The sequence below is a fragment of the Stygiolobus sp. CP850M genome, from assembly GCF_037389425.1.
Taxonomy (GTDB): Archaea; Thermoproteota; Thermoprotei_A; order Sulfolobales; family Sulfolobaceae; genus Stygiolobus.
Window position 1 is genome coordinate 1 of the sequence record NZ_JBBHKR010000104.1, and the last position, 24038, is coordinate 24038.

Consider the following 24038-nt stretch of genomic DNA (forward strand, 5'->3'; position numbering starts at 1 on the left):
TTCCTATATAACCCTTAGCTACTTGTTTTATAGTATTATATACGTTAATAACTCTAAGTGTAGGGACAGCTTCTCCATATCCTATCATTCCATCTGAGGTCACTACCCTTACAAGTATCATTACTGAAGCCCATGTGGCACTCCCTTTTTCGGGATGAGCTAATAATATAGGCTCTATTTGAGAAATCTTTGACATAAGAAAAATCTCTATTCTACAGTTTTAAGTTTATCAAAACAGACAAAAAACGTTAGTAGGGAAAAATTAGCTAATCGGAATATAGTTCACTGAGATCTTAATGTAGTAGCCAGCTAAATTAGTGGTACTGTTTTGCGAAGCTTCAGCGTTAAATAACTCTTTATAGCCTTCACCATTAACTAGGAACTCGGCGGTAAGGCTCTTTTCAGTTAGGGCATTATTAGATGTAAGGCTTACTAGTAATGCCCCACCATATTTGTTTATAATCTCTAAGATGCCACTGAACCCTCCTATACTTGTCTCATTTTCTTTGATCCACATAGTATTATTACTCGAAGAATAGGAGGTACTAAAGTAGTAATATAATCCTAATGATAGTGTACCGTTCTGAATATAAGTCAAGTTGTAAGGAATTACATTGGGATTGGATATTGGAGTTTCAAATGCTGAGAATTGTAACAGTATAGGATAGTTGCCTCTTATGACCATTGAGGAGTTTACTAACCCGCTTTCTAGTGAATATTCGCTAAACGTTTCATCTAGATATGCTTTCTCATATATATTATTAAAAGTCTGATATGCAGTAAACCTACCTTCTTGTGTTACTAGAGAATATTCAGTACCGCTCTTAAACTTCAAAACTGCCGAGTAATTTACGAGGTAGTTCCCTACCTCTTGATAATATATTCCTGAGAACCCAGCAGTAAATATGGGCGTAGAGTCTACGTATCTTGTATAGCTCGTTAATAACTTGCCTGAGATAAGTGGATTAGAAGTGTTAACCCATAGCATTAATACGCCTGCAATATCCCAATCAAAAGCAGTAGACCCAGTGATCTGTAATGCCTCCCTTAGATTCGTGACATGAACCGTAATAACACCCTTATTACCTAGAGCTAACATAGGAGTAAGGTCGATTATATACGGTGTATGAAATGCTAATGTATTAATGGATGGAATAGGTTTCCACCAGAATAGATCTATTCCTCCAGTATAGATAGTTTGGTACGGGTTTACCACACCGACAAGGCTACCATTGTAATATACTTCAATACTTCTTGTAGCAGGCTCATTGGTGTACCAGAATTCGTCAAGCCCTCCTCCTTCTTCATAAATCAGTAGTTTCATCATATATGTTCCGTTAGGAATATTAACTATTTGGCTAGTGGAGGGGTTTAAAGGATTGAGAATGATATAAGAGTAGTTGTACTTAGACACGAAGAGAGGGATAAACATATTAGGTAAGCCCTTGGGTTCGATACCGGGATACAATAATAGAGTGATATTAAGATGGTAAACACCCGTTATGTTTAGCTTAGCATCATAGAAGTTCTCTATAACGGCTTGAAACGTAACATTTCTGCCCACTAATAAGTTCTCAAACATGGTTAAGTCTACAGAAGCGGTAGAATTATTGATCTCTTGAGTAGAGCCCCAAAATATAGGGACACCATTAATAAATATGTAAACCTGCCTATCGTATTGAATACCGTTACTTTCCGAAATACTCACGTTCATTATAACCATGCTATAACTACCATTAGGAACCTTAATGGTGAAGTTCTCTGGCGTCAAACCGGTGTTATTAAATATTGCATTGGTGGCTACATGAATTATAACTGGTGTAACGTTAGGAGGCTTTACCTCGTAGGCCTGGAAGGAGTAATACTTAGGGTCTGTAAACCCTTTAAGGATAGGCGAGGTGATGTTATAAAAGAGTTGAGGCCTAGAGATTGTTAAGGTATTTTCATGAATATTTACAGTATTTAGAGAGTAATATGTAGGAGAAAAAACTATAAGAAAAACTAAAAATGAAACGAAGAATTTTCTCATTTCATTTACCACTTTTGCCACCTCCCTTCCTAAAGGTTATAATTATAGCTAAAACGGACAAGATTATAGCTACCAAACCTAACGATAACGCTAATGTTCTAGTTGAACTTACCGAAGAAGCTACTGATGACGATAAACTCTGGAACGGATATTGATTATCTACACTAAAGGAAAGATCATAATACATACCATTATAAACCTTGAGTGAGACAGCATTCACTCCAGAAGGCATCTCGGTTGAGTTAAACGGTATCTTAACTTCTACTCCGTTAATTCCCTGACTTACACTAAAGTTCACCGGTTTACCATCCACTAGAACTTTTATGATTTTCAACACAGAGGTGTTATAATTGGTTATATTAGCCAATATGTAGGACGTAGGATAGGTGATTTGATTGGGGTAGGAAAGTTGAGGCGTTGGGAAGTTGCTTATTTTACTAACATTTATAAAACTCGTACCAGATGTAACTATACTGCTATTTACGTATTTCAGAGCTAAATTTATATTCTCAAAAGTTACCGAACTCAATGTTATATTAGAACCCATTGAGTATATTCCTACCTGATTATTCTCTATTTTCGTATTTATTAACTCTAAATTAGAATTTAAAGAAGTAATAGTTGATATTGTTGATCCCTCTACAATCACAGTTGAGTTCTGAGATACTAGGGAACCTATTATTGAATTCTGTATCATATATTTTCCGTTTGAGAGATTTAGAGCTGGAATATAAACTCCTTGAATCTCATAAGCACCATTTACTTCAGTTATCAACGGTAAATACATTATTTTTGATGAGCCTAGATTTAGTGATGGCAAATAAACATAAGGTTCAACCTGAACATATCCTCCATAAGATAGAGAGTTGTACCCATTATAGCTTGCCCCGGATATAGCTATTTTCCAAGGACCAGCCAGAGAGTATATAGAGTTCCCAGTATATACAGTAGCATTTATACCTCCCGGCACTCTAAGTAAACCCACCCACTCTTTCAATGTAGAGTTATATTGAAGTGGAACCTCGTTTTCAGACTCTAAAAAGATCTGTTGATTCTCGTTCTGATATGGTATTAGTGTAGCTGTAAATATACCAGTAGTTATCTCGGTTCCGTTAGGATAAGTTATATTAGCATAGACTTTTATGTATTGGCCTTCGAATACTTGACCTACGCTTTTAGCATCTACAGATGCAGTTGAGGGAGAAACATAGAAGTAAGTAGTGTAATTCATCTCTTCTAAGCCTATAGACCCGTTATAAAACCCTACTACTACTACTCTATAGAAACCTGGTGAAGCATTTACTGGGACAGTAAAATTACCCTCTTGGAAACCAAACAAATTGTAGACGCCGAACTGGGTTGCTTCAGTTGCAGGTGTTAGGTTCACTTTACCAACTAAATTCCCCTTAGGCGAGTATATATATGCCGTTACGTTACTTGTGAATATACCTAATCCAAATTGATCATATGTAAAAGCTAATATGGTAATGTTCTGACTAGGTGAAATTGATGGAAATCCATCATCAATAGGAGTAAAAATCAAAGTGATCAAGTTAAGCCCTCCTATGGTCTCATAAGAGAATGCACTGCCGTAGGTATCATTAACAAACATTACAAAAACTCCTTCTTTAGACGGAGTGACCACAGCAAATACCCCTTTATATAAACCTGGAGTGGAAGTAGGTAAAAGCGTTACGTTATATACCACAGCATTATTTTGAACGAAATGAGCTTCTAAGGATACATTGGCAGGGGTTAAATTTGGATAATACACACAAGCTTCGATAGAAAATGGAGAGTTAGGCGGTATAGATAGACCGTAGGGGAAAGGCACCGGTGAAATTATGTTAACTGAGAGACCTATGTCTATCTCATAAGCTCCGACTCCGCTTAATTTGCCAACTGTTCCGTTCACTACTATATACCATATGTTTGGAGGATTGCTGGGTTTAATTGTGTATACTGCCTCCCAGTAAGAGCCGTTAAAGATCAGAGGTAACGAGGTAAGTAATCCCTTGGTCGTATATATGTAAGCATTAAAGCTTCCATTCGTAACCTCGGTTCCATTAGGATAGGATACCTTAGAAATAATCATGAACGTAGAATTATACATAAACCATGGATATTGAACGTTAGGTTCCACAGCTGTAACCGATACGTCCAGCCTTGGTATCGATTCATAATATTCAACAGCCTTAAGTAACCAGTAATAATCAGGAGACCCTAACCCAGTTACCAAGTTATAACCTGAATGAGCAGTATATAGCCCGTTAAACCCAAATGTAACTTGATGGAAAGCTTTCTGATATAATGTGGAGTTAGAGTATATCCAGTAAAGTATGTCATTCAAGAGCCCTATTGGTTTATGAGTCTGAGATATTATATCCGCTACAATACCAGCCCATATAGGAGAGGATAAACTAGTACCTCCTATTACTACCTGCTGTCCTAAAACATATACTATTTCGCCAGTATAGGGATTAGCAACAGCTGCTACATCTGGACTTGACCTAGTGGAACCGTTGATCATTATTTGGTACCATGGTTTAGGATATATTTCGCTATAACCTCCGTCAGAAGCTGCATACGGGAAGAAGAACATGTTATCAAAAGACCAAGCTGTTTCATACCCGTAAGTTGCTGTAGAATTTTCTGTCGATAAATACCCTGATGTCACGTTAACGAATAATGTCGTTCCTCCTACTGCAGTTACAAAAGGACTTGTGGCTGGATAAGATACACCACTATAAGTTGAAAGCCCTCCTGCCGTTGCACCCTCGTCGCCAGATGATGCTAGAAAGGTTATTCCTTCAACAGTTCCTAAGGCGAAGTAATAATCCCAATATGGTGTATTTGGATAAGCTGTCCCCTGAAAAACGATAAACAGTCCAGATGCACCTAAAACGTTCTCAGGAATACCAAAACTCATCGACACTACTTGAGCAACATCATTAGAGACAATATAATCTATTGCCTCAGGGATAAACGTAACACTTGAAGGAACTACCAAATCGATGTGTGCAAAAGGAGCTATAGAATGAGCTGTTTCAACATCTAAAGCTGTCTCCAAATACCAACCAGTAGTTAAACCGAAAATAGGATGATAAGGACCTATTGGAATAATGGATATATTAGCTGAAGGTAAATGAAACTCCTTATCGAATAAAGCAAGGTCTTGTAATATTGTTGGATCCCCGTAAGCATCAATTATCGCTATTGTTACATTCTTTCCTCCTTGTGTAATGTTATAAGCACCAACTATATCTTGAGGAGTGTACATATTAGCGGCAAATGATAGATACTTAAACCCAGTCACGTTAGCTACTGCGGAATTAATATAAGGTATGAGAGTATTCCCCTTTACTTTTCCTAACTCGATCAGGTTTAGTTGATAGTTTACGTTAGTATAGTTAGTTAGACCTTGAATCATAACACCACTAAATTCGGACGGAACTATTGGTTCTGTCACAGGCATATAATAGAAAACATTACCATCTTTATATAGAGCTAATTTAGTATGGAACGCATCTTCTACTTGATATACATATCCTTCAGCTATAATGGCGAAGGGACTCTTATAGACAAGTTGGAAACCATTTTCTTTCAAGAATTTTATTATCTGATCCTCCTTATCCTTTTGGGCAAACATTGAAAATAATTGCGGAGTAGGAATTGGCTTTATCTGATGGTAAGCTACTTCCTGAGCTAATAAGTAAAGTTCATTCATATTTTTAGGCGGTATGAGGATGCCTATACATATTGGTTGTTGAGGGTTCAAATAGCCTATAAGTTGTGAGTTCCCAATTTCTGGTCCTACATAAGATGCATAAGTATTTGTAGATATGGCAAAGAATGTTAACAGATTTATCATAAAAAGTATTAAAAGAATTACCGAATGTAGTTTTATCATATCATAAAACGTTTAAGTAAAGTAATATAAAAACGTTAAACTAAAAAGCTCACTAATGTATTTTCCGTTTAGAAACCAGAAAGGATAGAAAAATAAGGAGGTGAGTCACAGAGAAAAATCTTTTAGATTAAACTTAACAGTTTATGTAGTAAATCCTGACTGATCACCTAATACTCATCTTCATTGCTTCTTCTCAAATGTAGTCTGAGGACTTCTTTTTAGGATAAACTACATAGAGAATGTATTCTGGAACTAGACCCTTTGTCTTAAGCCTTGAGCTTACTTTTAAGAAATAATACTAACTAAGTGTTCTTATGAGTACTTATTATTGAGGGAGAAGAAATAGTTTAGGATAAAATAAAAATGATAATACGAAGAAAAATCCATTATTCGATCGCAAGAACTTTTAGATCACGCTGTTATTAACAGCTGGTTTTAACATAATATCGGTTAATCTAGTATTACTACTAACTTTAAGGATCATGAGGAGCGAGTAGAAAAGGAGTTTTTCGGTGAGACTTTTCAGTTTACCTAAATAAATCGGGGCGTAACAGACTTTATATGAAAAAATTAAAGTAAGTCACTGAGACACTTCTATCTTTTCCCTTGAGGCTTCCTCTAGGGGTTTCAGCTTAGGCTCTGGAATAAGTGCATACGTTAGTATGGCTCCTATCACGCTCAGTATTGCGAGCATTATAAGTATTTCCTTTATCCCTATTGCAGCTAATAATGATGGAAATAAATATGTGGCTATTGCAGCACCAAACTTTCCAGAAGCTGCTGATATACCATGACCAGTTGTTCTAAATTTAGTTGGATAAACTTCAGCTGGGATTACAAATGTAGTAGTATTTGCACCGAAATCTATGAAATAGAAAGATAAGGAGTAAATGATAAACGCTAACGTCGGAGCTATAGTGAAACCTTCTACCTTTGTCCCTTTCACCACCATAACTGAAGCTACCACAACATAAATTATTGCCAGAACGATAAATCCTTGAAGTTGTATCAATTTTCTACCAAGCTTATCTAACAAAGCAACAGCAGTAAAGTAGCCTGGTAATCCTGCTAAGAAAGGTACTCCACCTAAGAACAATGCTTTAGCTAAATCGGACTGAAACTCGCCTAGAGATAATGTGGTTGCATGGGAAGGGAACGGGCTCCCGAACACTGGAGCTAAAGCCGAAGAAGAGTATACACCAGTTCCATAAAGGGCTATATCGATTAAAAACCACGATCCGGCAGTCCCTATCAGAACGGGCCAGTAAGTAGATAAGAACTCATTAACTCCTTTATGTCCGCTTCTCACGTTAGAGTTTGCCTCAATATCAGTTCCTAAATATTTAGCTGCCTTCTTAGCTTCTTCTGTGCTACCCTTAACTAAAAGAGAGTATCTAGGAGTCTCTGGGACTTTCCTCCTCAGATATATTACCGTTGCTGCGGGAATAGCTCCTACTCCTGCCATTACTCTCCAGGCTATATCGGGAGGAAATATAGTGGCCGATATAACACCTACAGCAAGTGCAGCTACTGAACCTATGCCCTGGTTAGCAAAGACTAAGGCGACTAACTTTCCCCTATCTTTTACGTTTGCGTATTCACTCATTATTGTAGCAGATATTGGATAATCTCCACCTATTCCTAGTCCCAGTATAGACCTGAAGAATATGAGCGAAGGTAAGTTCCATGCAAATGCACTTAACAAAGCACCAATTGTTAGCAAAGATGCCTCAATACCGTATACGGCTTTCCTACCTAATTTATCTCCTAAAAATCCGAAGATTAGTTCGCCAAGTACTGCAGTTATTATCGCTGATGAACCCAGAAGACCTGTCCAAAAGGCGCTATTAGGGCCTATTAAATAATTTGTGAAGCCGGGCATTGACATTCCGTAGTATTTATACGCATCATTAAACGTAGCCAAGATAAAGGATATAACTAATAAATCATAGGCATCAGTAAAAAAACCCATTCCGGCTGTATACCATATCTTTATGTGGTTGAATGTTAACTTTAAAGAATCCATATTCTTAAAGGGACTGTTTGACATTTCGAATATCTACACTCGATACATAAATATAATATTTACCTTAGTAGTTTATATTTGAAAATATAGCCTATTGTCAACTATATATTTTATATAGTATTTAAAATTTAGTAAATTATCTACACGCTAAAATCTCTTACGGAAACCCTAACTTTGAAGAACTATAAACTTAGGACAATTACTCATTACTCTATGTCAAAAGATACCTCCAACAACTTTTTTGTATTTCTGTACCTCCACTTATCTCCTATGATCTTACCTATCTCTCCAGTGGACTTAGTGTGTTCTTTGTTACATGCGTTTATATTCCAGTCAGGTGGGATAATGACTATTTTTAGTATTTTAACCTCTGATGGAACAGGGAAGAGATCGTAGATCTCGTCACCATATTTCCTTTCAGCTTCTTCTCGAGATAATTCCTCTATGATTATTGGAATGTTTTCATTTACCTTGAAATTTGCCAACTGGAAAACCTTTTCCATTTCTTCATCTGTGGGCTTTCTTTCGGACACGACTGTTATCCTGCCGTGGTTACCGTTAGCGTAAGTGCTTGCCGTCCACTTAGTTCCCAAAACCTTTCTCAAAGCACCCTTCACTATATGCAATGCCGTATGTGTTCTAATTTGAATATCCATATAAAGAATGTTTTACGTTTAACAATATAAAAAATTATATTGTTTAATATATTATTTATCGACTGAGGACTACTTTATTACCAGTACCGGTACGTGAGATTTATTTAAAATAGCTTGAGAAACGCTACCTAGAACTATCCTCTTTAATCCAGTCAACCCCCTACTAGCGGTAACTATAATATCACACCCTATTTTACTGCAGTATTCTATTATTGCATCTGGGACGTCTAAACTTTCTAATATATCTGTCTTTACTTTAAAATCGGATAATTCCTTCATAACCTCCTTCTGTGCTTCTTCCGCCTTACTTCGTTCCTCAATTATTTTCTGCTCTGGAGATCTAGGAGGTTCTTTAACTACTGTCACTAAATAGACCTCGTCTTCCTTCTTTAATATTTTAGGTAAAAATGATATTGCTTTTTTTGAATACTCAGATCCGTCATAAGCTACTACGTATTTCATAAATCACCTTTCTCTCAGAATAGTATATAAATGTTGACAAGTAGAAGTTAAAAATAGTTTAGATTACACATAAGTATTATTAAATTTTATTTAAACCAATGTCTTTCAATAATCGAGATTATAAAAATATTTTAACATTCCTCGTAAGCCTCTTTGATAAGTTCTCTAGCCAAATCCACATCTAACTTCTTCGATACACGGTAGTTTTCGTGAATTACATGAACCTCTATATCGTCGCTTTTAGCCCCTTCTAAATCGAAAGTTAAGTACTGTACCGTACTAAAAGCCTCACCTTGCTCTCTACCGGCTTCCGGCATTCCTTGAATTAATTTATCACCTACTTTCAGAAACACTGAGTTATATATCCCCTTTAGCTCCTTAAAGACCTTCAACAAGTCTTCTTGGTCAAAGGCGTTAATATAAAGAGTAGCCTTTATTTTACCTCCGCAAGGCAGTAAATCACTGTAAATCTTTATTTCTCTCTCGATATCTTCTTTCTTCTCCAGCCTGTCAAGATACACCATCTCTTGAACTTGTTGTAGTACAGTGTCTCTGTTCTCGAAAAGAAGTGTCAACCTATTTCCTAAATCTATCCTTCTTCTACTTTTTACCTTAACTATGAATTTAACCCTCTCCATTCTGATCTTTGCGTATTCGTTCCAAGGAATTATATCATGAAGAGTTATTTTACCCATTTTTCATAGCCTCCCTTATAACTTCTAATGGGTGAAGGGGTCTTCTTCCGCTCGCTTTAGTAATTTGAAGTCCAGCTAGTGGGCACTCGGTCATAAATACTTCAGCCTTACTCTCCTTAAATGCAGTCATCATTTTACTCCCTACATTTTTAGCTTTCTCATAATTTCTCAATCCCCATCCCCCATCTATTCCAGAGCAACCCTTGTCTGAGATCTCTATCTTGGCTCCCATTCTCCTTACTAAATTCACCCCACTGTAACCCACTTTCAGATATTTCAAGTGACACGGCGGATGGTAGAAAACAGACTTAGGGAATTTCCCTTTTATTTGTATTTTTCCCTCACGTTCCAGCTTTAATAAATACTCTAGCGAGTCATACACCTTTATCTCATCCTTACCTAGTATTAACGGGTATTCCTTGGATAGCATTAACGTACAAGTTGGGATAGGGGACACTATATCGTAGCCTTCACTGACAAGTTTTTGCATTAACGCATAATTATGTTCGGCATTCTCCTTTAGCCTCTTCACGTCACCTACATCTAGCATAGGTGCTCCGCAGCATTTGAACTCCTTGACTATCTTTACTTCTATTCCCAGATTTCCGTAAACCTCAAGCAATGCTTCGCCGACCTCGTGGTTAAAGTTGTCCACTAAACAAGTGTGGAAAAGGGCTACCTTCTTTATCGGTTTTTCAACCTTCACGGGTTTTGCTATGAAAGTAAATAACTCCTTTTTCATCTCCGGCATCGGTGCGTCATCACTTATTCCCATAAGCCTCCTACTGTGCGGATACATCTTAACAATGAAGCCTCTACCTATCTTAGTATAGTCGAGCATCTCGTTTAAAAATTCCCTGAGCGTTAACGGCTTTCTGCCCTTATAACTTAACCAAACCCATTCCATCAAGTCGGCAAAGTCCATTTCAAACTCATGTGGTGGTGTGTAAGGACAGTTTGTATAGCACATTTTACAATGGAAACAGTCCGACGCAATATCAACGGCATCCTCATATGTTAGGTTTTTGGGTCCCTTAGAGTCGGTTAGCTTAAAAAGTTTCGGAAAGGCGTAACAGTAGTTAAAGCAAAGCCTACACCCGTGACAAATAGAGGCTTGTCTCACAAACTCTGATGTGATTAAAGAAGTATCAAAAAAAGACTTGTCTTCTGGGTTCAACACCAGTTTCATTGCTCTCCCTTTAATATCTTAAGTACGTTCTGGAATTTTTCAGCATGGCTTTTCTCTGCTCTCGCAAGGGTCTCAAACCACTCGGCTACTTCATTGAATCCCTCTTCCCTCGCTACCTTAGCAAAACCAGGATACATCTGGGTAAACTCGTAAGTTTCTCCAGCGATTGCAGATTCTAACATCTCCTCTAAAGTTCCTATGGGCTTGTCAGTAGCTGGATCTGTTAACCCTCCTTGTCTTATGAAGTCTAGGTGACCGAAAGCGTGGGCTGTTTCTCCCTCGGCAATACTCCTTAATAACTGAGCTATTTCTGGATAGCCTTCTTCATCCGCTCTCTTGGCGAAGTAGAGATATCGTCTGTTAGCCATCGACTCTCCCATAAAGCCGTGTTTAAGGTTTTCAGCTGTTTTAGTACCTTTTAGGTTTACCATAGCTATTAATTATTAGTTATTCTGAATATAAAAACCTTTCTAGTTAAAGTTTATTTTTAATTAAAAATAGTTCTAATTACCAAAAGGCTAGATCAAGTGCTATGCTACCTACAGCTTTAACGACGTCCTTAATAGAAATCACACCTACTACTTTACCTTCTTTATTTAGGACTACGAGATGCCTAATTCCTCTTGAACTCATTAGTGCCACAGCTTCGCTTATGTCAGCATCACCATCAACAGTAACGGGGTTTTGGCTCATTATCTGGTCTATTGAAGATTCTAGAGGAATCCCGTCAGCTATTGCGTAAATTATGTCCCTCTCTGTCACTATACCTATTGGATTATAATCTTTGTCAGTAATCACTATTGAACCTACGCTTTCCCTTTTCATTATCTCTGCGGCTTGTTTGATGCTTATTTTGGAATTAGCTGTGACTGGTCTTCGATTTACGAGTTGGAGTATTTTCATATATTATTATCATTCTCACCTACATTTTTATTTGCAACGTATCTGATTTTATTCCTCTCTCTTATTTCCTCAACGTATCCAAGACTTATCAGTTTCTTAACCCTCCTATAGGCCGTAGTTCTAGGCAGGCCCGTAATCTTACTAATTTTAGCTAGAGTATCTGCCCCTTGTCTTATTGCTTCTAGAACTATTTTGTCTCTTTCATCTAGATTGTTATTATCTATTTCTACTTCCACACTATCTAGATTTTCCTGTACCTTCTCTTTTCTAAAATTTTTGAGTAGTAAGTAAGCAAGTGTTATTGTGGAAGTTACGCTAATTATCAGTAATACTACTAACATAGTAAAAAGCCCGTTTGTATTTTGATTATACTTTAAAGTTGAAGCAGAAGGTGAAAACACTATAGTTATATTTGAACTATAGAAAGTAAGATTTAGAAAGCCGCTTTGTGTTATGGTAGATGATATCGGGGCTGGATACAAGTATAGTAACTGAGTCTGATAAGGTAGTATAATACAAATTGAGGAGTTATAAGGTTGTGAAATCTTTATTACTCCGTTAATTTTAGCTTGATAACTTAGAACAGAATCGGGATTAGCTAGAAAAACCTTATTATTCTGTAATATGAAATGAGAACTAGCCTGTAATCTAGTTATGTTTTGCAATGGAAGATATACTACTGATTGATTATAAGTCCTTATTATTACAGTCCCGTTATAAAATATTGTTTCAGCAACTGAAGAGGAGACTCCAGTAGATAATATAGATAGAGTTATCAAAAATGAGAGAAGCGTTACTAAGCCCAGTAGTTTCACACGTTATAATAAAACAACTAAGGAATTAAATTTAACATAAAATAGGGAAGTAGAAGGAAGAAAAACCTATCTTAATGTAACAATCTAGGCATTATAATTATCGCAAAGATCATAAACGACAAAACTACTAAACTAACAAGTATATAGATCTTATCTCTCTCCGTAGAATATATTATTATTTGTTCTCCGACTATTAGAACAGGCAAGGAGATTAATATAATTAGACCGTAAAGAGAAATATTCAAAGGATTGTTAAGGTTAAAGATATCATTAATATTCGATGTATTATATGCGTATATGTTAACAGAGGAGTTATTGTGCAACGCAACGAAAATTAGCATTCCGCCTACAATTAGTATAGAAGATATAATAACCCCGTATCTAAGTGTTGAACTTATGACCTTCCTTTCATCCAAAAATACCAAGCCCCCTCAAAATTAGCTGGATTCCAAGAGCTACTAGTACTAAAGTAAATATTTGCCTTAACCTTCTACTCAAAAATCTATTTAAATACCTTGCTCCTGACGAAGAACCCAAAAATACACCAGGGACGGTAGCCGCGATTATTATTGGATCTATGAGACCTAGTGCCCAATATACTCCTGAGCTAGTTGCCGCTGTTACACCAATCATAAAACTGCTAGTAGCGGTACTTACTTTAAAAGGTAGGTTCATTCCAATATCCATAGCTAATACTTTTAATGCACCAGAGCCTATACCTAATAATCCTGAAACGAGTCCAGCGATATACATTCCAGCTAGCCCAACATGATATCTTACTCCATGATAACAGATCTTTTGTCTTAAAGCTTCGTCGTAATACTCTCCTTGTAACCTCATTAATTTTGATAATCCGTCTGGACTTACATATGCTGGAACCTCACTAGACATTCTTATAAAATTAGGTATAGTTGAAAATATTAATACTATACCGAATATTATGTCCAAAACTGTAAATAACTTATACTTTTCAACTAAAAATTCTAGGAATGAACCAGTTATAGCACCAGCAGTTGTAGCTATTTCTAGAGATATAGCAATCCTCATATTAGCTATTCCAGCATTTAGATATCTAGATCCTGAAGAGGCTGAAGTAGATATTGTAGAAATTAGGCTTGTTCCTACTGCGTAAGGCACTGGAACGCCTAAAAATAGAACTAATATTGGCGTTAATACTACTCCTCCACCCAAACCTGTCAAACTCCCTAGTAACCCTGCGACTATCGCTGATAAGAATAGCAAAACCAAAAATAACTCAACTAACATTTCGATAACTCACATTCCTATTAGTGAATTAAAATTTTTTCTTAATTTTCATAAAAGCGTCACTATGATCGTTATTTTATTAAAATTCCAAACTGTAATTTTTATAAGATTTTAATTAAAGAGTGTTAATATAAATAAGAGGTGACAATCTTAAAACCAATAGATTAGAGTATTAAAGTATGTTAGAGCCATTACAGTTTTTTATTACGATAGTAATTATAAGTGCTCTTTCTGGTATTCTTGGTGCATTAACCGGCCTAGGTGGAGCAACATTTCTTGTCCCTATTTATACCTTATACATGGGAATTCCTATAGTTTATGCTTCAGGAGCTAGCTTAATTTCCACAATAGCAACATCTAGCGGTGCTGCTAGCGCATACATTAAAGATAGAATCACTAATATCAGAATAGGAATGGGATTAGAGATAGCAACTACTTCTGGTTCTATTGTGGGTTCCCTAACGACAGCCTATATTTACTCACACAACTTACAGTTTATCATATACATAGTTTTCGGTATAGTCTTACTCTCGCAAGTTTTTGTCCAGATATCTAAATCTAAATATGAACTTCCCAAAGCCGTAAAACCGGACTGGACTACTAAGGTATTCGGATTATACGGAAAATATTATGACACCGCCCTAAATAGGCAGGTCGAGTATATAGGAATAAGATGGTGGCTTGGGGAAATAATAATGTTTTTTGCAGGGTTTATCTCAGGACTTTTAGGAATAGGATCGGGTGCGTTAAAAGTTCTGGGTATGGACTGGGCTATGAACTTACCTATGAAGGTAAGTACCACTACTAGCAATTTTATGATAGGGGTTACAGCAGCTACTGGTAGCTCGATTTACTGGTTATTTGGGTATATTCAGCCTTTCCTATCCGCTGGAACAGCTATTGGAGTTCTTATAGGAGCTTATATAGGAACTAAAATTTTAGTAAGAATTACCAATAAATCCATAAGATATATCTTTACAGCGATTCTGATATTTTTAGGAATACAAATGATAATGAGAGGGATGGGGTTTGGATTTTAATGACATTATAGGGTACGCTTTAAGAATAGGAGTAGTACTAAGTGCAATATTTATAGTACTAGGCATAATCTTCCTTTTTACTTTTCAAGGTTCAAACGGATTTAGCATAACTCAGATAGCATCTCCTAACTCAATAGTTAACAGTTCCATTTTTATGCCATACGAAATTCCTTCAGGGTTACCTATCCTTCGTCCTCTAGATTATATATATTTAGGACTAATGATCTTAATAGCAACTCCCGTGATCAGAGTACTCTTAGGAATTATCCAATTTGCTATAGAAAGAAATAAGTTATATACTATTATAACAATTGTTGTATTCTTTAATTTAATGTTTGCAATTTTCTTATTACCCATATTAATAGGTAAATAGCGCATCTTTCTCAATGATTTTTGATGATTTTTCATTAGTTTTTACTTAATATTATATGTAATTCTTTACTTATCAGGAATCAATCTATCTTATAAAAATTCTATCTCGTGTATATAACAATGTATCCTATTCTTCATCAATCGAACTTACACTAATATTAACGGAAATTTCACTTATATTTAAGTACCCAGAATAAACCACACTGAATTCCTCTTCTACTTTATAAACACCTTTATCTAACTCACTAGTAACAGATGCATTATGAATCGTTAAGATTATTACTTTTTCTTCATGATGTCCTTCGTGTATTAATGTTATTATTACTAGTGCATAAGTTATATTGTTACCGTTATTAACTAGAGAGAAAGTGACTTGAGAATCATGTGTTAAGACCAATTTTACGGAACGTGTAAAAGATGATGTATGAGAATTAATTGAAGAGTAAGAACTTGCAAAAGAATTAGTAGAAATATTCCTAGCATAACCTATGTATTGAGTCTGCATTACGTGAGACAATAAATAAGCTAAGTAAACATTAGCTAGCACGGAGATTATCAAAAGAATCGCCAGTAATTTAGTATTCACAAATAAATACTGTGAAAACGAAGTTTAAAAGATATGGTTAAAGCAACAGTAGGAATTCCTAGTTTGTTAAGAAAATCTTTACATAAAACATTAAGGGCATTGATGCAGCAGTCAGAAGACGATTTCGATATTCTAATCACCTATAAAGGTAATTTAACACGTGAATTTGAAGAATACGAAAAAGTTCTTAACATAAGGTTTCTAAAACAAAAAGAAGGACTTTTTGAGGAAGGATTGAATTTAGTTTTAGAAAATGCAGACGGAAAAATACTATTAACTACCGATGATGATGCAATTCCGGACAAAAACTGGGTTATGGAGCACGTAAAATTCCACGAGAGTAATAGAGACGTAGGAGTTATTTCAGGAGAAATTATAGGAAAGAAATGGATCAATTATCCTAATAGTTTATACATGAGATTCAAAAAGACAGACTTCATGCATGAATATTCACCTGCCTTCTCCGAATATAAAGCGTATTTAACAAAGACGGGTTTCAGTGTTGACAGAGAGAAAGGTTACGGCAAAAGTATTGCAATAGCGGGGGTAAATATGAGCATTAAAAGAGAAGTGTACTCGAAAACAAGAGTTCTAACGTATAGCTTAAGAGGAAGTTATAATGAGTCCTATATTGCTGTAAATGCAATAAAATTAGGTTACCATTCAGTTGTGATGAAAAAAGCTAAAGTAGTACACATAGATAATGACTCCTTATCTAGACCATTGAATAACGATTGGGAATTAAGAATCGAAAAATTTACTTCTCCTTATATGTTTAACTTTCTTTTACCTATAGATTTGGAGTTATTAAGGAGGTTACTTGACCAAGTTGAAATGGAGGAAGAAAAGATTGGAATAGGCATGGCAATTGAAGGAATTGAAAATAAATTACCCCCCAAGAAATTTAGGGAGAGGTTGAAAGAGATAATTGAAAAAAGTAGAAATATGTATTACGAAAGACAACAAAGCAGGAATTAAGGGCGAAAAAGAGGAAGAAGTTCTCTATATTGAAAACAACTCAATCAAAAGGACTAACAGTATAAAAGAATGTATAGTTACGGATTTCTCAATAAACACTGATCTTCTAACTTTTCGCAAAATAGAAATTAAGTTACCATTCTCTAGCGAAGAACTAAACCTCTTAAAGGCTCTTTATATCGTAACTGGAAAGGCGAAACATGAAGTGTTAACTTATGATAAAAAAGTGAAAATCCACGTTGATATACCGTTCAGGGAACTAAAACTCAGCCAGAATATAGAAGTAAAATTTACAAAGTTCTGTGGTGATTACGGCTTACTTTTCCCTCACTATTGTATTTCCATGAACAATTTAGCGATCTACGGGCATAACAGAGAAAAGGTTATAGAAGCTTACGTTACCCTCAAGGAACTAGTGGAGGAGATAGGAAAAGTTTTATTAAAACTCAAAGAAGAGGAAATTGAATGAGTTTTAGCAAAATTATCGATTATTATTCATATGTCATTGCACTAACAATATTATTTATAATCATAGCTCTAGCTTTTGGACCTTTAGCACCAATAGATGAACCTACGCATTTCCCTAATTACGACCTACAAATTCCAGTAGGTTTGTCTTTCTCCGGCTTTATCCTTCTTATGTTCTTCATTGTTTTCACTGTCCTGTTCTGGGGATCTAAAAACATGATGATTAACTCATTAATCGATGCCTCTGCTCTTTCGTTTAGCATAATAAATTACCTGAATTTTTATTTAGTCTATACCATTTGGAAACCAGAAATGATAATCCTTCCCTTCTTTTTTTATATAAAATACGGTGCAGCACCACCAGAATTGGTTCTTGACTTCGGTCAAATAACACTTGTAGTATTTTTTTATAGATTATATAGAAGACTTAAGTCTAGTTAATCTTTTTAGTAGTAGACTCTAACCACTTTTATGCAATGGAGGAATCAGCTCATTAAAATTTTAGTTATATTAGTAGCTTTAGCAATACTTTACTATCTAACGGGAGTTATCTTAACTTTACTAATACCAAACCTACCGAAGTCAATTATTTCAACAGTATCTCAGATAGAGCCAGACATAAAGACTGGAATCAGCGTTGTTATTGTTGCTGTAGGAGGTTATCTGGTAATAAGGTTGATTCAACAACTACTTTCAATGACACTCCTTGCCAAACTTGAAAGAGGGGTAGCGAATATTATAAAATTCTCTCTAGATGTAGTGTTCTACACTATATTAGTTCTGGCTATACTTACGACACTTCACGTAAACCTCACAGGTGTCGTGGTGGGAGGTGCTGTAGGCGGTATAGTAATAGGCCTTGCGGTTCAGACAGTAACCTAAAATCTCCTTTCGGGTGTTTTAGTTACATCAAGCAGGACTCTAAGTCCAGGTGATTCAGTATCGTTAATTTCTTGGATTTGGGGATCTCCCATTATAGGAGAGGTAAAGAAAGTCTCTCTACTCTTTACAGAGGTTCTTACTATTAACGGGAACCTAGTAAAGATACCTAACTCAGCCTTTTTGGGTAACACAGTATTCTATAAGCTGGAGAGAACTGAAGGGGGATTAGTTTATCCATTACAAGTCAATGTGAATGCTGATGTGGAAGGAGAGAAAGTTATGGAGAGAGCTAAGGATATCCTGAAGGACTACCTTAAAGACGAGAACCAAATTCCTAAGATAGTTTTTCCAGTAAAAACGGAGGAACAAACGTTTTTACGGTAATTATAAACTTAAATAACGTAAACAATCTAAACGATTTGATTAACACAGTAAATAAGGCTTTTGACCAAGCCTATTGGCAAATTAAGAACGGGAAGTGAACTTAAGTCTATACAAAATATATGTTGCAACTACTATAATGAATACTATAAGTATCACTTCTGAGAACTTCTCGGCCAACGTGATTACGTAATCAACTTGTTGGTAAAGCACAAAACCTGCATACGCTAACGAGGAATCCCAGATTAAATGACCTAAAAATGTGAAAATTAAAAACTTTGCTAAATTCATCCCAGCCAATCCAGCCGGGAATGATATTAACGCCCTAAACTCAGGAACAAACCTGAAACCAAACACAGCCACTACACCATACTTTTGAAACCATATGTTAAGTAGTCTTTCCTTCTCCTCGTCAAACATAACGTATCTTCCAAACTTCCTTACGAATTTTGGCCCTAGCTTTAATGCCAAATAATAATCTACAATAGACCCCATTATGCTTCCGATAGTCCCTATTAATACTCCTACAACTATATCGAGATAACCAAGTTTCGAGAAATAGCCAACCAGAGGCATTATAACCTCACTGGGTATTGGAAAACCTATTCCTTCAAGAATCATTAAGGCTAAGATCGTGATGTAACCAGAAATTCCTTTAAATACATACATCGGTAGTCTTTTTACCGGTAAAGCATAAAAAGTTCTTTGCTATGGACATCGCTGTAACCAGTCTATTATATCTGGGAGTATTGCTACTAGCAGCTAAGTTGATGGAAGAGCTATTTGGAAGACTTAACCTCGTAAGATTTGTAGGACCAATACTCATGGGAATTATCTTAGGCCCTGGTCTTTTGAACCTAGTGAAACTTAACGACATTGTATCGTTTATTGCGTCGTTAGGAATAGTATTTTTACTTTTCCTCGCAGGAGCTGAGGAAATAGGTGAAAGATTTAACGTAGATAAAAAAGACTTACTAACATCACTAATAGAGATAATAGTACCGTTAATAGTGATCTCGTTAACCTTGTATTATTTAGGGATGTTTGATTTAGTTATTGTAATACCTTTGGTAATGACTAGTGTAGGACCTTTAACAAGACTACTTACAGACATAGGTATAGCGAAGGAAAAGTTAGGTATAAAAATCTTCAAGCAATCAGTACTAAACGAGATCATATCGATCTTCACGTTCTCGATAATTACCCACCTTTCTCTCTTACAGCTTATAGGCACGGTATTACTTGTAATCTTAATAACCGTCTCAGGTAAGTATATAGCGAAAACACTAGAAGCTGTAGAGGGGTATTTTAAAGTTAGGGAAGTAGAATTCGCAACAATAATATCAATTATACTTATCGTAGGTTTCTTTGCGGACATTTACGGATTCAACTCGGCTATAGCCGCCCTTTTCTTGGGCTTTTTACTCAGAGACTACTTTGCAGACAGACCTCATCTAAGGGAGAGATTACATGCCTTTACCTACGGCTTTTTCGAGCCTCTTTTCTTCGTGAGTATAGGACTATATTTTGTCAGGATAACTCCGCAACTCCTCTTCTTATCGGTAGCCTTGTTCTTAGCCGTCATCACAAGTAAGTTCGTCTCGGGTTTTCTAATGGCGAAAGTTCATAACATAGACCCAATACTTAACGGAATAGGAACATCGGTCAAAGGAGGAGTTGACGTCTCCTTGCTGATCACTGCATTGTCTTCAACACTTATATCTCAATTTCAATACTCTTTCACAACATTAACTATAACTTACGTTGCACTCTTCTTCCCTCTCATATTTAGGTTGAAGTACGGAAGACCTAAAACTGAGACTAAGAAAAAATTGAATCTAGCTATACCAGTAAAAGATGTAGTAGAAGAAAAAGTGTTTGTAACATGTGGTGATAATTTGAGACAAGTAGTAAACTTAATGAACGATAAGAGAGTTAGAGCATTAGTAGTAGTTAATGAGGGAATGAGACCTATATCAGTAATCACTACGGCTACTTTATTAGAAATTGACCCAGCTTACTACGAGAGATTAAACGTTTGCGATGTAGGATTAGAAGATGTGGAAATTGTGAGCGAGCAAACTAAGGTGATAGATGTGCTTCGAAGGTTCAGAGAAACGGAGACATCAGTAATAGCCGTAGTAGATAGAGAGGGTAAACTATTAGGTGTAATATATGAAAGAGAACTACTAAGAAAAGTAATCCAATAAAACTTTTTGGTATAAAATCAAGACGTTTTACTTAAAAAACACTTAAATGATGGAAACTACTCTGGAGGAATTTCTTTGAACAATATACTTAGATCTATTCCTTTTCTCTCATTATAAATGTAGGCTATCGTGTAAATTGCAATACCAGAAGCATAAATTACCGCTAACGAAGCCAGAGTAGGTAAGTTTATCGGCAATAGAACTGGATTACCCCATGTAATAGCAAGAATATATATTAGGAACGCAAACACACTGAACCCTATTATGCTGACTATCGGCACTTTACCTATGGTCTTTCTATAAACTACTGTATTCCTGAACAAATTAGCCCTTAAGAAGGGCATAAGAGCTATTGAGAGTGCGAAAACAGCATATCCTATCTCGAACACGACGGTTGTATCTACAATCGCTATTGGAGTATTAAATGCGTATAGTAAAACTCCTATTTCACCTAGTATTCCCACTAGTATTGTAGCCTTAACTGGAGCCTTTAGATTTTCGTTGACGTCTGCTAGCCATGCAGGCATTATGCGGTCAAAAGACCACGCAAACAAATACCTGACTAACGCTACAACTAGTGGTGGGTTGCTGTAGAAGTTAGGTAACCATAGGGCTATGAACATAATAATGAAGAGGGGTAAACTATGTGTCGTTATGAACGCGAAATAAGGAGTGAAGTTACCTATACCCTGTAAGGTGTTATATACTGTATCATTTACCCCGTTATTACTTATATAGCTCCATGCGGTTAGAAACTTGTAACCGAAAGCATTTAAGTTAAGATAAGTAAAGACAATATAGTAAATTGCTATAATCAAGATCGAAACTATAGTTGCATACAACACGTTTTGTTTAGGCTTTTTCATTTCACCACTCCACGACGCAGGTAAGTTATACCATGTATAATAGTACCACACCACGGGTCCTGCCAGCACAGTAGCATAAAGTGTAGGATAAAATGATAAACCGTTAGAAATAGCGTCATTTATCACTTCATTATATGCGTCGGCTATTCCAGTATTCTGTGCTAGCGCATTAGCAAAGTCCGAAGGGTGAATAGTAACTAAAGCACTAAACATGATGACCGACGTTATTAGCGTTATTATTCCACCATAAAGTACGAACTTCCACTGATAGCGCGTAAATGCCCCCAATAAGGAGGACATGATTACTACTGCAGTTCCCAGCGCGATCTCAGCTTGAGTCGTACCTAAGAAATTTCCTATTGATAAAAAATAAGAATTGTTATAAGCCAAACCTATCCCAGAGAACAAGTAGGAAAACCACTGGGCTGCCAAATAGCTATAATAGCCTAAAGATAGTGCGAACCCTATGAAAAGACCCCAATAATTGACAAAGCCTACAGCAGGATGAACAGCCCTACTGTTAAACACGTAATCTCCTCCGGCTCTAGGCATGGAAACCCCAGCTACATAGAATAGGAAAGCCGTACCCAGAGTCGCGGGTAACATGAATAAAAAAGAAAGTATCCAGTTAGCCCCGGGGGCTGTGAAGAGCCACGACAGTATAAGGATTGGCACTCCACCGGTTACGAGACCGAATGTCGCTGACATTGATGCCCATGGGCTCACTTCCCTAACTAACCCGGAGCTTTCCCTGAGAAATAAGGACTTATTCTCTTGAGTCATTTCTCCATTTTTCACGCGTTACAACAGCTCTATTAAACTTAACTATGTGGAGAGCCTTCAAAAAAGCCTTAATTAAATTCTGTAAAGATAAACTCTTCAAAAGTGAATCGAAATTAATTTCTAAAAAAATACATTATATAAAACTTTAAAGTGATCAGTTGTACTATCTACCTACTCAACATTTTTACAATGTTTAAAGATAATTAGAATATACTTCTAGACTTATCTTTTTATACCTGAGGAAAAAGAGATTATAAAATACAACACAAGACTTTACATCTGAAAGTAATAAACAATATCTTAATGCCGCGAATTGAAATTTACACTAACTTACTTGAATTTCGTAACTCCATCTCAAATTACATAATGGGGGACGTTAATGAAGAGGGATGGTATTACGTCATTGGCATAGAAGGGAAATATATTTACAAACAAGTAGGAAACTACGTGATACTTGTGAGTAATGACTTTCCTAAAGAGAAACTAAAAGATCTAGAAAATGTAAAACTCGAAAGGTTAGCTGAAATTCTTGAAAAACCCGGAAATGTTAAGTATGTGCTACCGCTAGAACTAAAAAACTCCACCGTATCTACCACGAGTGAACTATGTCTAACACCATTCCCAGGTGTTGATCTGGTGAACGATCTCACTAAAGACTTTCAATACAAGGAGAATGAAAATGGATGTTTGACAGTCGAGAGCGAAACTCATGACCTCAAAAGGGGTATTGAAAACGTAATAAAGGGGCTGTCTCTTTACTATAAAATAATAAGTGAACAAGAAGACATTGCGGTAAAGACAGCACTTTCATTTCTTAGCTGACAACCTTAGAAGAACTACCCTTTGTTACTAAGAAAACGAGTAAGAAACCGATTACGGCATTAATGAGGACAAAAAGTCTGGCGTAAAAAGGATCATAAAGTAATAACAAACTGAAAACAGTACTACCTAATACACCAGCTACAGCCTTTCCAGTGTAGAGAATAGCATTATTAGAAGTAGAATATTTTTCCCCGAATATATCACCAGATAAAGCAAAGAAGAGAGTTATCATAGACCCTCCAAAAAAGCCTATTAATAATACAGAAGGAACTACGAGATTAAACAAGAAAAAAACACTACCTAGAATCATTACAAAAAGTACCGCAGAAGTAATCCTCTCCCTGCCCAGTTTGTCCGAAATATAACCGATAATAGGTCTACTAATACCGCTGAGCAAGGGAAAGATTGTAACTAATAAAACGAGGAGATCTTTGGGAGAAAGTGCGGAAAGAGAGGAAGAGAGAACAGTTAGGGGCACGGCTGACGTTGCAAAGGAGACATATATCAACCACCATGTGAGTGTTCTGACCACTTTAGTTGGCTTTTCACCCTTCACTTTCTTGGGATAATCTACTATAAATAATAAAACGGGCAGTATCATTAACTCTACGAGTCCAATCACAAGGGTCGGTAACCTGAAGTTTGTGGCTGAAGTAATAAAGGGATTTGCTATAGCTGAACCTAAGCCGAAACCCAAGG

The 24038-nt window shown here is 36.2% G+C and carries 25 protein-coding genes and 2 pseudogenes; 10 read left to right on the forward strand and 17 right to left on the reverse strand.

The features are described 5' to 3' along the window. The 13 genes and pseudogenes from WIW89_RS12970 to WIW89_RS13030 all read right to left on the reverse strand — a co-directional run. Positions 1-196: pseudogene (locus tag WIW89_RS12970) on the reverse strand (mandelate racemase/muconate lactonizing enzyme family protein); the annotation flags it as partial. Positions 197-262: 66 nt separating this feature from the next. Then, a complete protein-coding gene (locus WIW89_RS12975) occupies positions 263-2029 on the reverse strand; it encodes a peptide-N4-asparagine amidase (RefSeq protein ID WP_337721092.1) in 1767 nt (588 codons plus the stop codon). A 1-nt stretch (position 2030) separates the two neighbouring features. After that, a complete protein-coding gene (locus WIW89_RS12980) occupies positions 2031-5900 on the reverse strand; it encodes a protease pro-enzyme activation domain-containing protein (RefSeq protein WP_337721073.1) in 3870 nt (1289 codons plus the stop codon). Between the two features lie 619 nt (positions 5901-6519). After that, on the reverse strand, positions 6520-7989 hold the full coding sequence (locus tag WIW89_RS12985) for an MFS transporter (protein WP_337721074.1): 1470 nt from the start codon (positions 7987-7989) through the stop codon (positions 6520-6522). Positions 7990-8171: 182 nt separating this feature from the next. Further along, on the reverse strand, positions 8172-8621 hold the full coding sequence (locus WIW89_RS12990; protein WP_337700122.1) for an alanyl-tRNA editing protein: 450 nt from the start codon (positions 8619-8621) through the stop codon (positions 8172-8174). Positions 8622-8690: 69 nt separating this feature from the next. Next, complete coding sequence (locus WIW89_RS12995; protein ID WP_337700120.1) at positions 8691-9083, reverse strand: universal stress protein; 393 nt, start codon at positions 9081-9083, stop codon at positions 8691-8693. Between the two features lie 131 nt (positions 9084-9214). Further along, complete coding sequence (locus WIW89_RS13000; RefSeq protein ID WP_337709678.1) at positions 9215-9778, reverse strand: DUF3501 family protein; 564 nt, start codon at positions 9776-9778, stop codon at positions 9215-9217. After that, on the reverse strand, positions 9771-10967 hold the full coding sequence (locus WIW89_RS13005; RefSeq protein ID WP_337721075.1) for a heterodisulfide reductase-related iron-sulfur binding cluster: 1197 nt from the start codon (positions 10965-10967) through the stop codon (positions 9771-9773). The genes WIW89_RS13000 and WIW89_RS13005 overlap by 8 nt, the downstream gene beginning before the upstream one ends. Further along, positions 10964-11398, reverse strand: coding sequence for a rubrerythrin family protein (locus WIW89_RS13010; protein ID WP_337700114.1), 435 nt, complete (start codon positions 11396-11398; stop codon positions 10964-10966). Before WIW89_RS13010 ends, WIW89_RS13005 begins: the two co-directional genes overlap by 4 nt. Positions 11399-11474: 76 nt before the next feature. Further along, on the reverse strand, positions 11475-11870 hold the full coding sequence (locus WIW89_RS13015; protein ID WP_337700112.1) for a CBS domain-containing protein: 396 nt from the start codon (positions 11868-11870) through the stop codon (positions 11475-11477). Continuing rightward, positions 11867-12685 (reverse strand): helix-turn-helix transcriptional regulator, encoded by an 819-nt coding sequence (locus WIW89_RS13020; RefSeq protein WP_337721076.1) that lies wholly within the window; start codon positions 12683-12685, stop codon positions 11867-11869. Before WIW89_RS13020 ends, WIW89_RS13015 begins: the two co-directional genes overlap by 4 nt. 71 nt (positions 12686-12756) lie before the next feature. Then, a complete protein-coding gene (locus WIW89_RS13025) occupies positions 12757-13101 on the reverse strand; it encodes a DUF1634 domain-containing protein (protein ID WP_337721077.1) in 345 nt (114 codons plus the stop codon). Beyond that, entirely contained in the window at positions 13094-13951 is an 858-nt protein-coding gene (locus tag WIW89_RS13030; protein ID WP_337721078.1) for a sulfite exporter TauE/SafE family protein, read from the reverse strand. Before WIW89_RS13030 ends, WIW89_RS13025 begins: the two co-directional genes overlap by 8 nt. Positions 13952-14130: 179 nt before the next feature. Between WIW89_RS13030 and WIW89_RS13035 the strand changes: the two genes are divergently transcribed. Both WIW89_RS13035 and WIW89_RS13040 read left to right on the forward strand, forming a co-directional pair. Next, positions 14131-14991 carry a sulfite exporter TauE/SafE family protein gene (locus WIW89_RS13035; RefSeq protein WP_337721079.1) on the forward strand — a complete coding sequence of 287 codons (861 nt, stop codon included), beginning with the start codon at positions 14131-14133 and terminating at the stop codon, positions 14989-14991. After that, positions 14981-15364 carry a DUF1634 domain-containing protein gene (locus tag WIW89_RS13040; RefSeq protein WP_337721081.1) on the forward strand — a complete coding sequence of 128 codons (384 nt, stop codon included), beginning with the start codon at positions 14981-14983 and terminating at the stop codon, positions 15362-15364. The genes WIW89_RS13035 and WIW89_RS13040 overlap by 11 nt, the downstream gene beginning before the upstream one ends. A gap of 126 nt (positions 15365-15490) precedes the next feature. On the opposite strand, the gene WIW89_RS13045 is transcribed toward WIW89_RS13040, so the two are convergent. Then, positions 15491-15949, reverse strand: coding sequence for a hypothetical protein (locus WIW89_RS13045; protein WP_337700100.1), 459 nt, complete (start codon positions 15947-15949; stop codon positions 15491-15493). A gap of 33 nt (positions 15950-15982) precedes the next feature. Between WIW89_RS13045 and WIW89_RS13050 the strand changes: the two genes are divergently transcribed. The 6 genes and pseudogenes from WIW89_RS13050 (at position 15983) to WIW89_RS13075 (ending at position 18661) form a co-directional block, all read left to right on the forward strand. Then, the gene (locus WIW89_RS13050; protein ID WP_337721082.1) at positions 15983-16927 is read left to right on the forward strand and encodes a glycosyltransferase family A protein; all 945 of its coding nucleotides are present in this window, start codon (positions 15983-15985) and stop codon (positions 16925-16927) included. Continuing rightward, positions 16878-17396 (forward strand): hypothetical protein, encoded by a 519-nt coding sequence (locus WIW89_RS13055; protein ID WP_337721083.1) that lies wholly within the window; start codon positions 16878-16880, stop codon positions 17394-17396. The genes WIW89_RS13050 and WIW89_RS13055 overlap by 50 nt, the downstream gene beginning before the upstream one ends. Next, on the forward strand, positions 17393-17836 hold the full coding sequence (locus WIW89_RS13060) for a hypothetical protein (RefSeq protein WP_337721084.1): 444 nt from the start codon (positions 17393-17395) through the stop codon (positions 17834-17836). Before WIW89_RS13055 ends, WIW89_RS13060 begins: the two co-directional genes overlap by 4 nt. A gap of 30 nt (positions 17837-17866) precedes the next feature. Beyond that, positions 17867-18277, forward strand: a complete 411-nt coding sequence (locus WIW89_RS13065) for a hypothetical protein (RefSeq protein ID WP_337721086.1) — start codon at positions 17867-17869, stop codon at positions 18275-18277. A 60-nt stretch (positions 18278-18337) separates the two neighbouring features. Then, a pseudogene (locus tag WIW89_RS13070) lies at positions 18338-18412 on the forward strand (hypothetical protein); the annotation flags it as partial. A 45-nt stretch (positions 18413-18457) separates the two neighbouring features. Continuing rightward, entirely contained in the window at positions 18458-18661 is a 204-nt protein-coding gene (locus WIW89_RS13075; RefSeq protein WP_337721088.1) for a hypothetical protein, read from the forward strand. Between the two features lie 81 nt (positions 18662-18742). On the opposite strand, the gene WIW89_RS13080 is transcribed toward WIW89_RS13075, so the two are convergent. Beyond that, a complete protein-coding gene (locus tag WIW89_RS13080) occupies positions 18743-19327 on the reverse strand; it encodes a DedA family protein (RefSeq protein WP_337721089.1) in 585 nt (194 codons plus the stop codon). 41 nt (positions 19328-19368) lie between these two features. On the opposite strand from WIW89_RS13080, the gene WIW89_RS13085 reads away from it, so the two are divergent. Next, positions 19369-20868 (forward strand): cation:proton antiporter domain-containing protein, encoded by a 1500-nt coding sequence (locus WIW89_RS13085; protein WP_337721090.1) that lies wholly within the window; start codon positions 19369-19371, stop codon positions 20866-20868. A gap of 56 nt (positions 20869-20924) precedes the next feature. Here WIW89_RS13085 and WIW89_RS13090 read toward each other — a convergent pair whose 3' ends face one another. Continuing rightward, on the reverse strand, positions 20925-22517 hold the full coding sequence (locus tag WIW89_RS13090; RefSeq protein ID WP_337721093.1) for an APC family permease: 1593 nt from the start codon (positions 22515-22517) through the stop codon (positions 20925-20927). A 303-nt stretch (positions 22518-22820) separates the two neighbouring features. On the opposite strand from WIW89_RS13090, the gene WIW89_RS13095 reads away from it, so the two are divergent. Beyond that, positions 22821-23339: a hypothetical protein gene (locus WIW89_RS13095; RefSeq protein WP_337700086.1), complete on the forward strand. Its 519-nt coding sequence runs from the start codon at positions 22821-22823 to the stop codon at positions 23337-23339. On the opposite strand, the gene WIW89_RS13100 is transcribed toward WIW89_RS13095, so the two are convergent. Continuing rightward, the coding region (locus WIW89_RS13100) for an MFS transporter (protein WP_337721091.1) at positions 23332-24038 on the reverse strand (707 nt) is incomplete at its 5' end. The genes WIW89_RS13095 and WIW89_RS13100 overlap by 8 nt on opposite strands.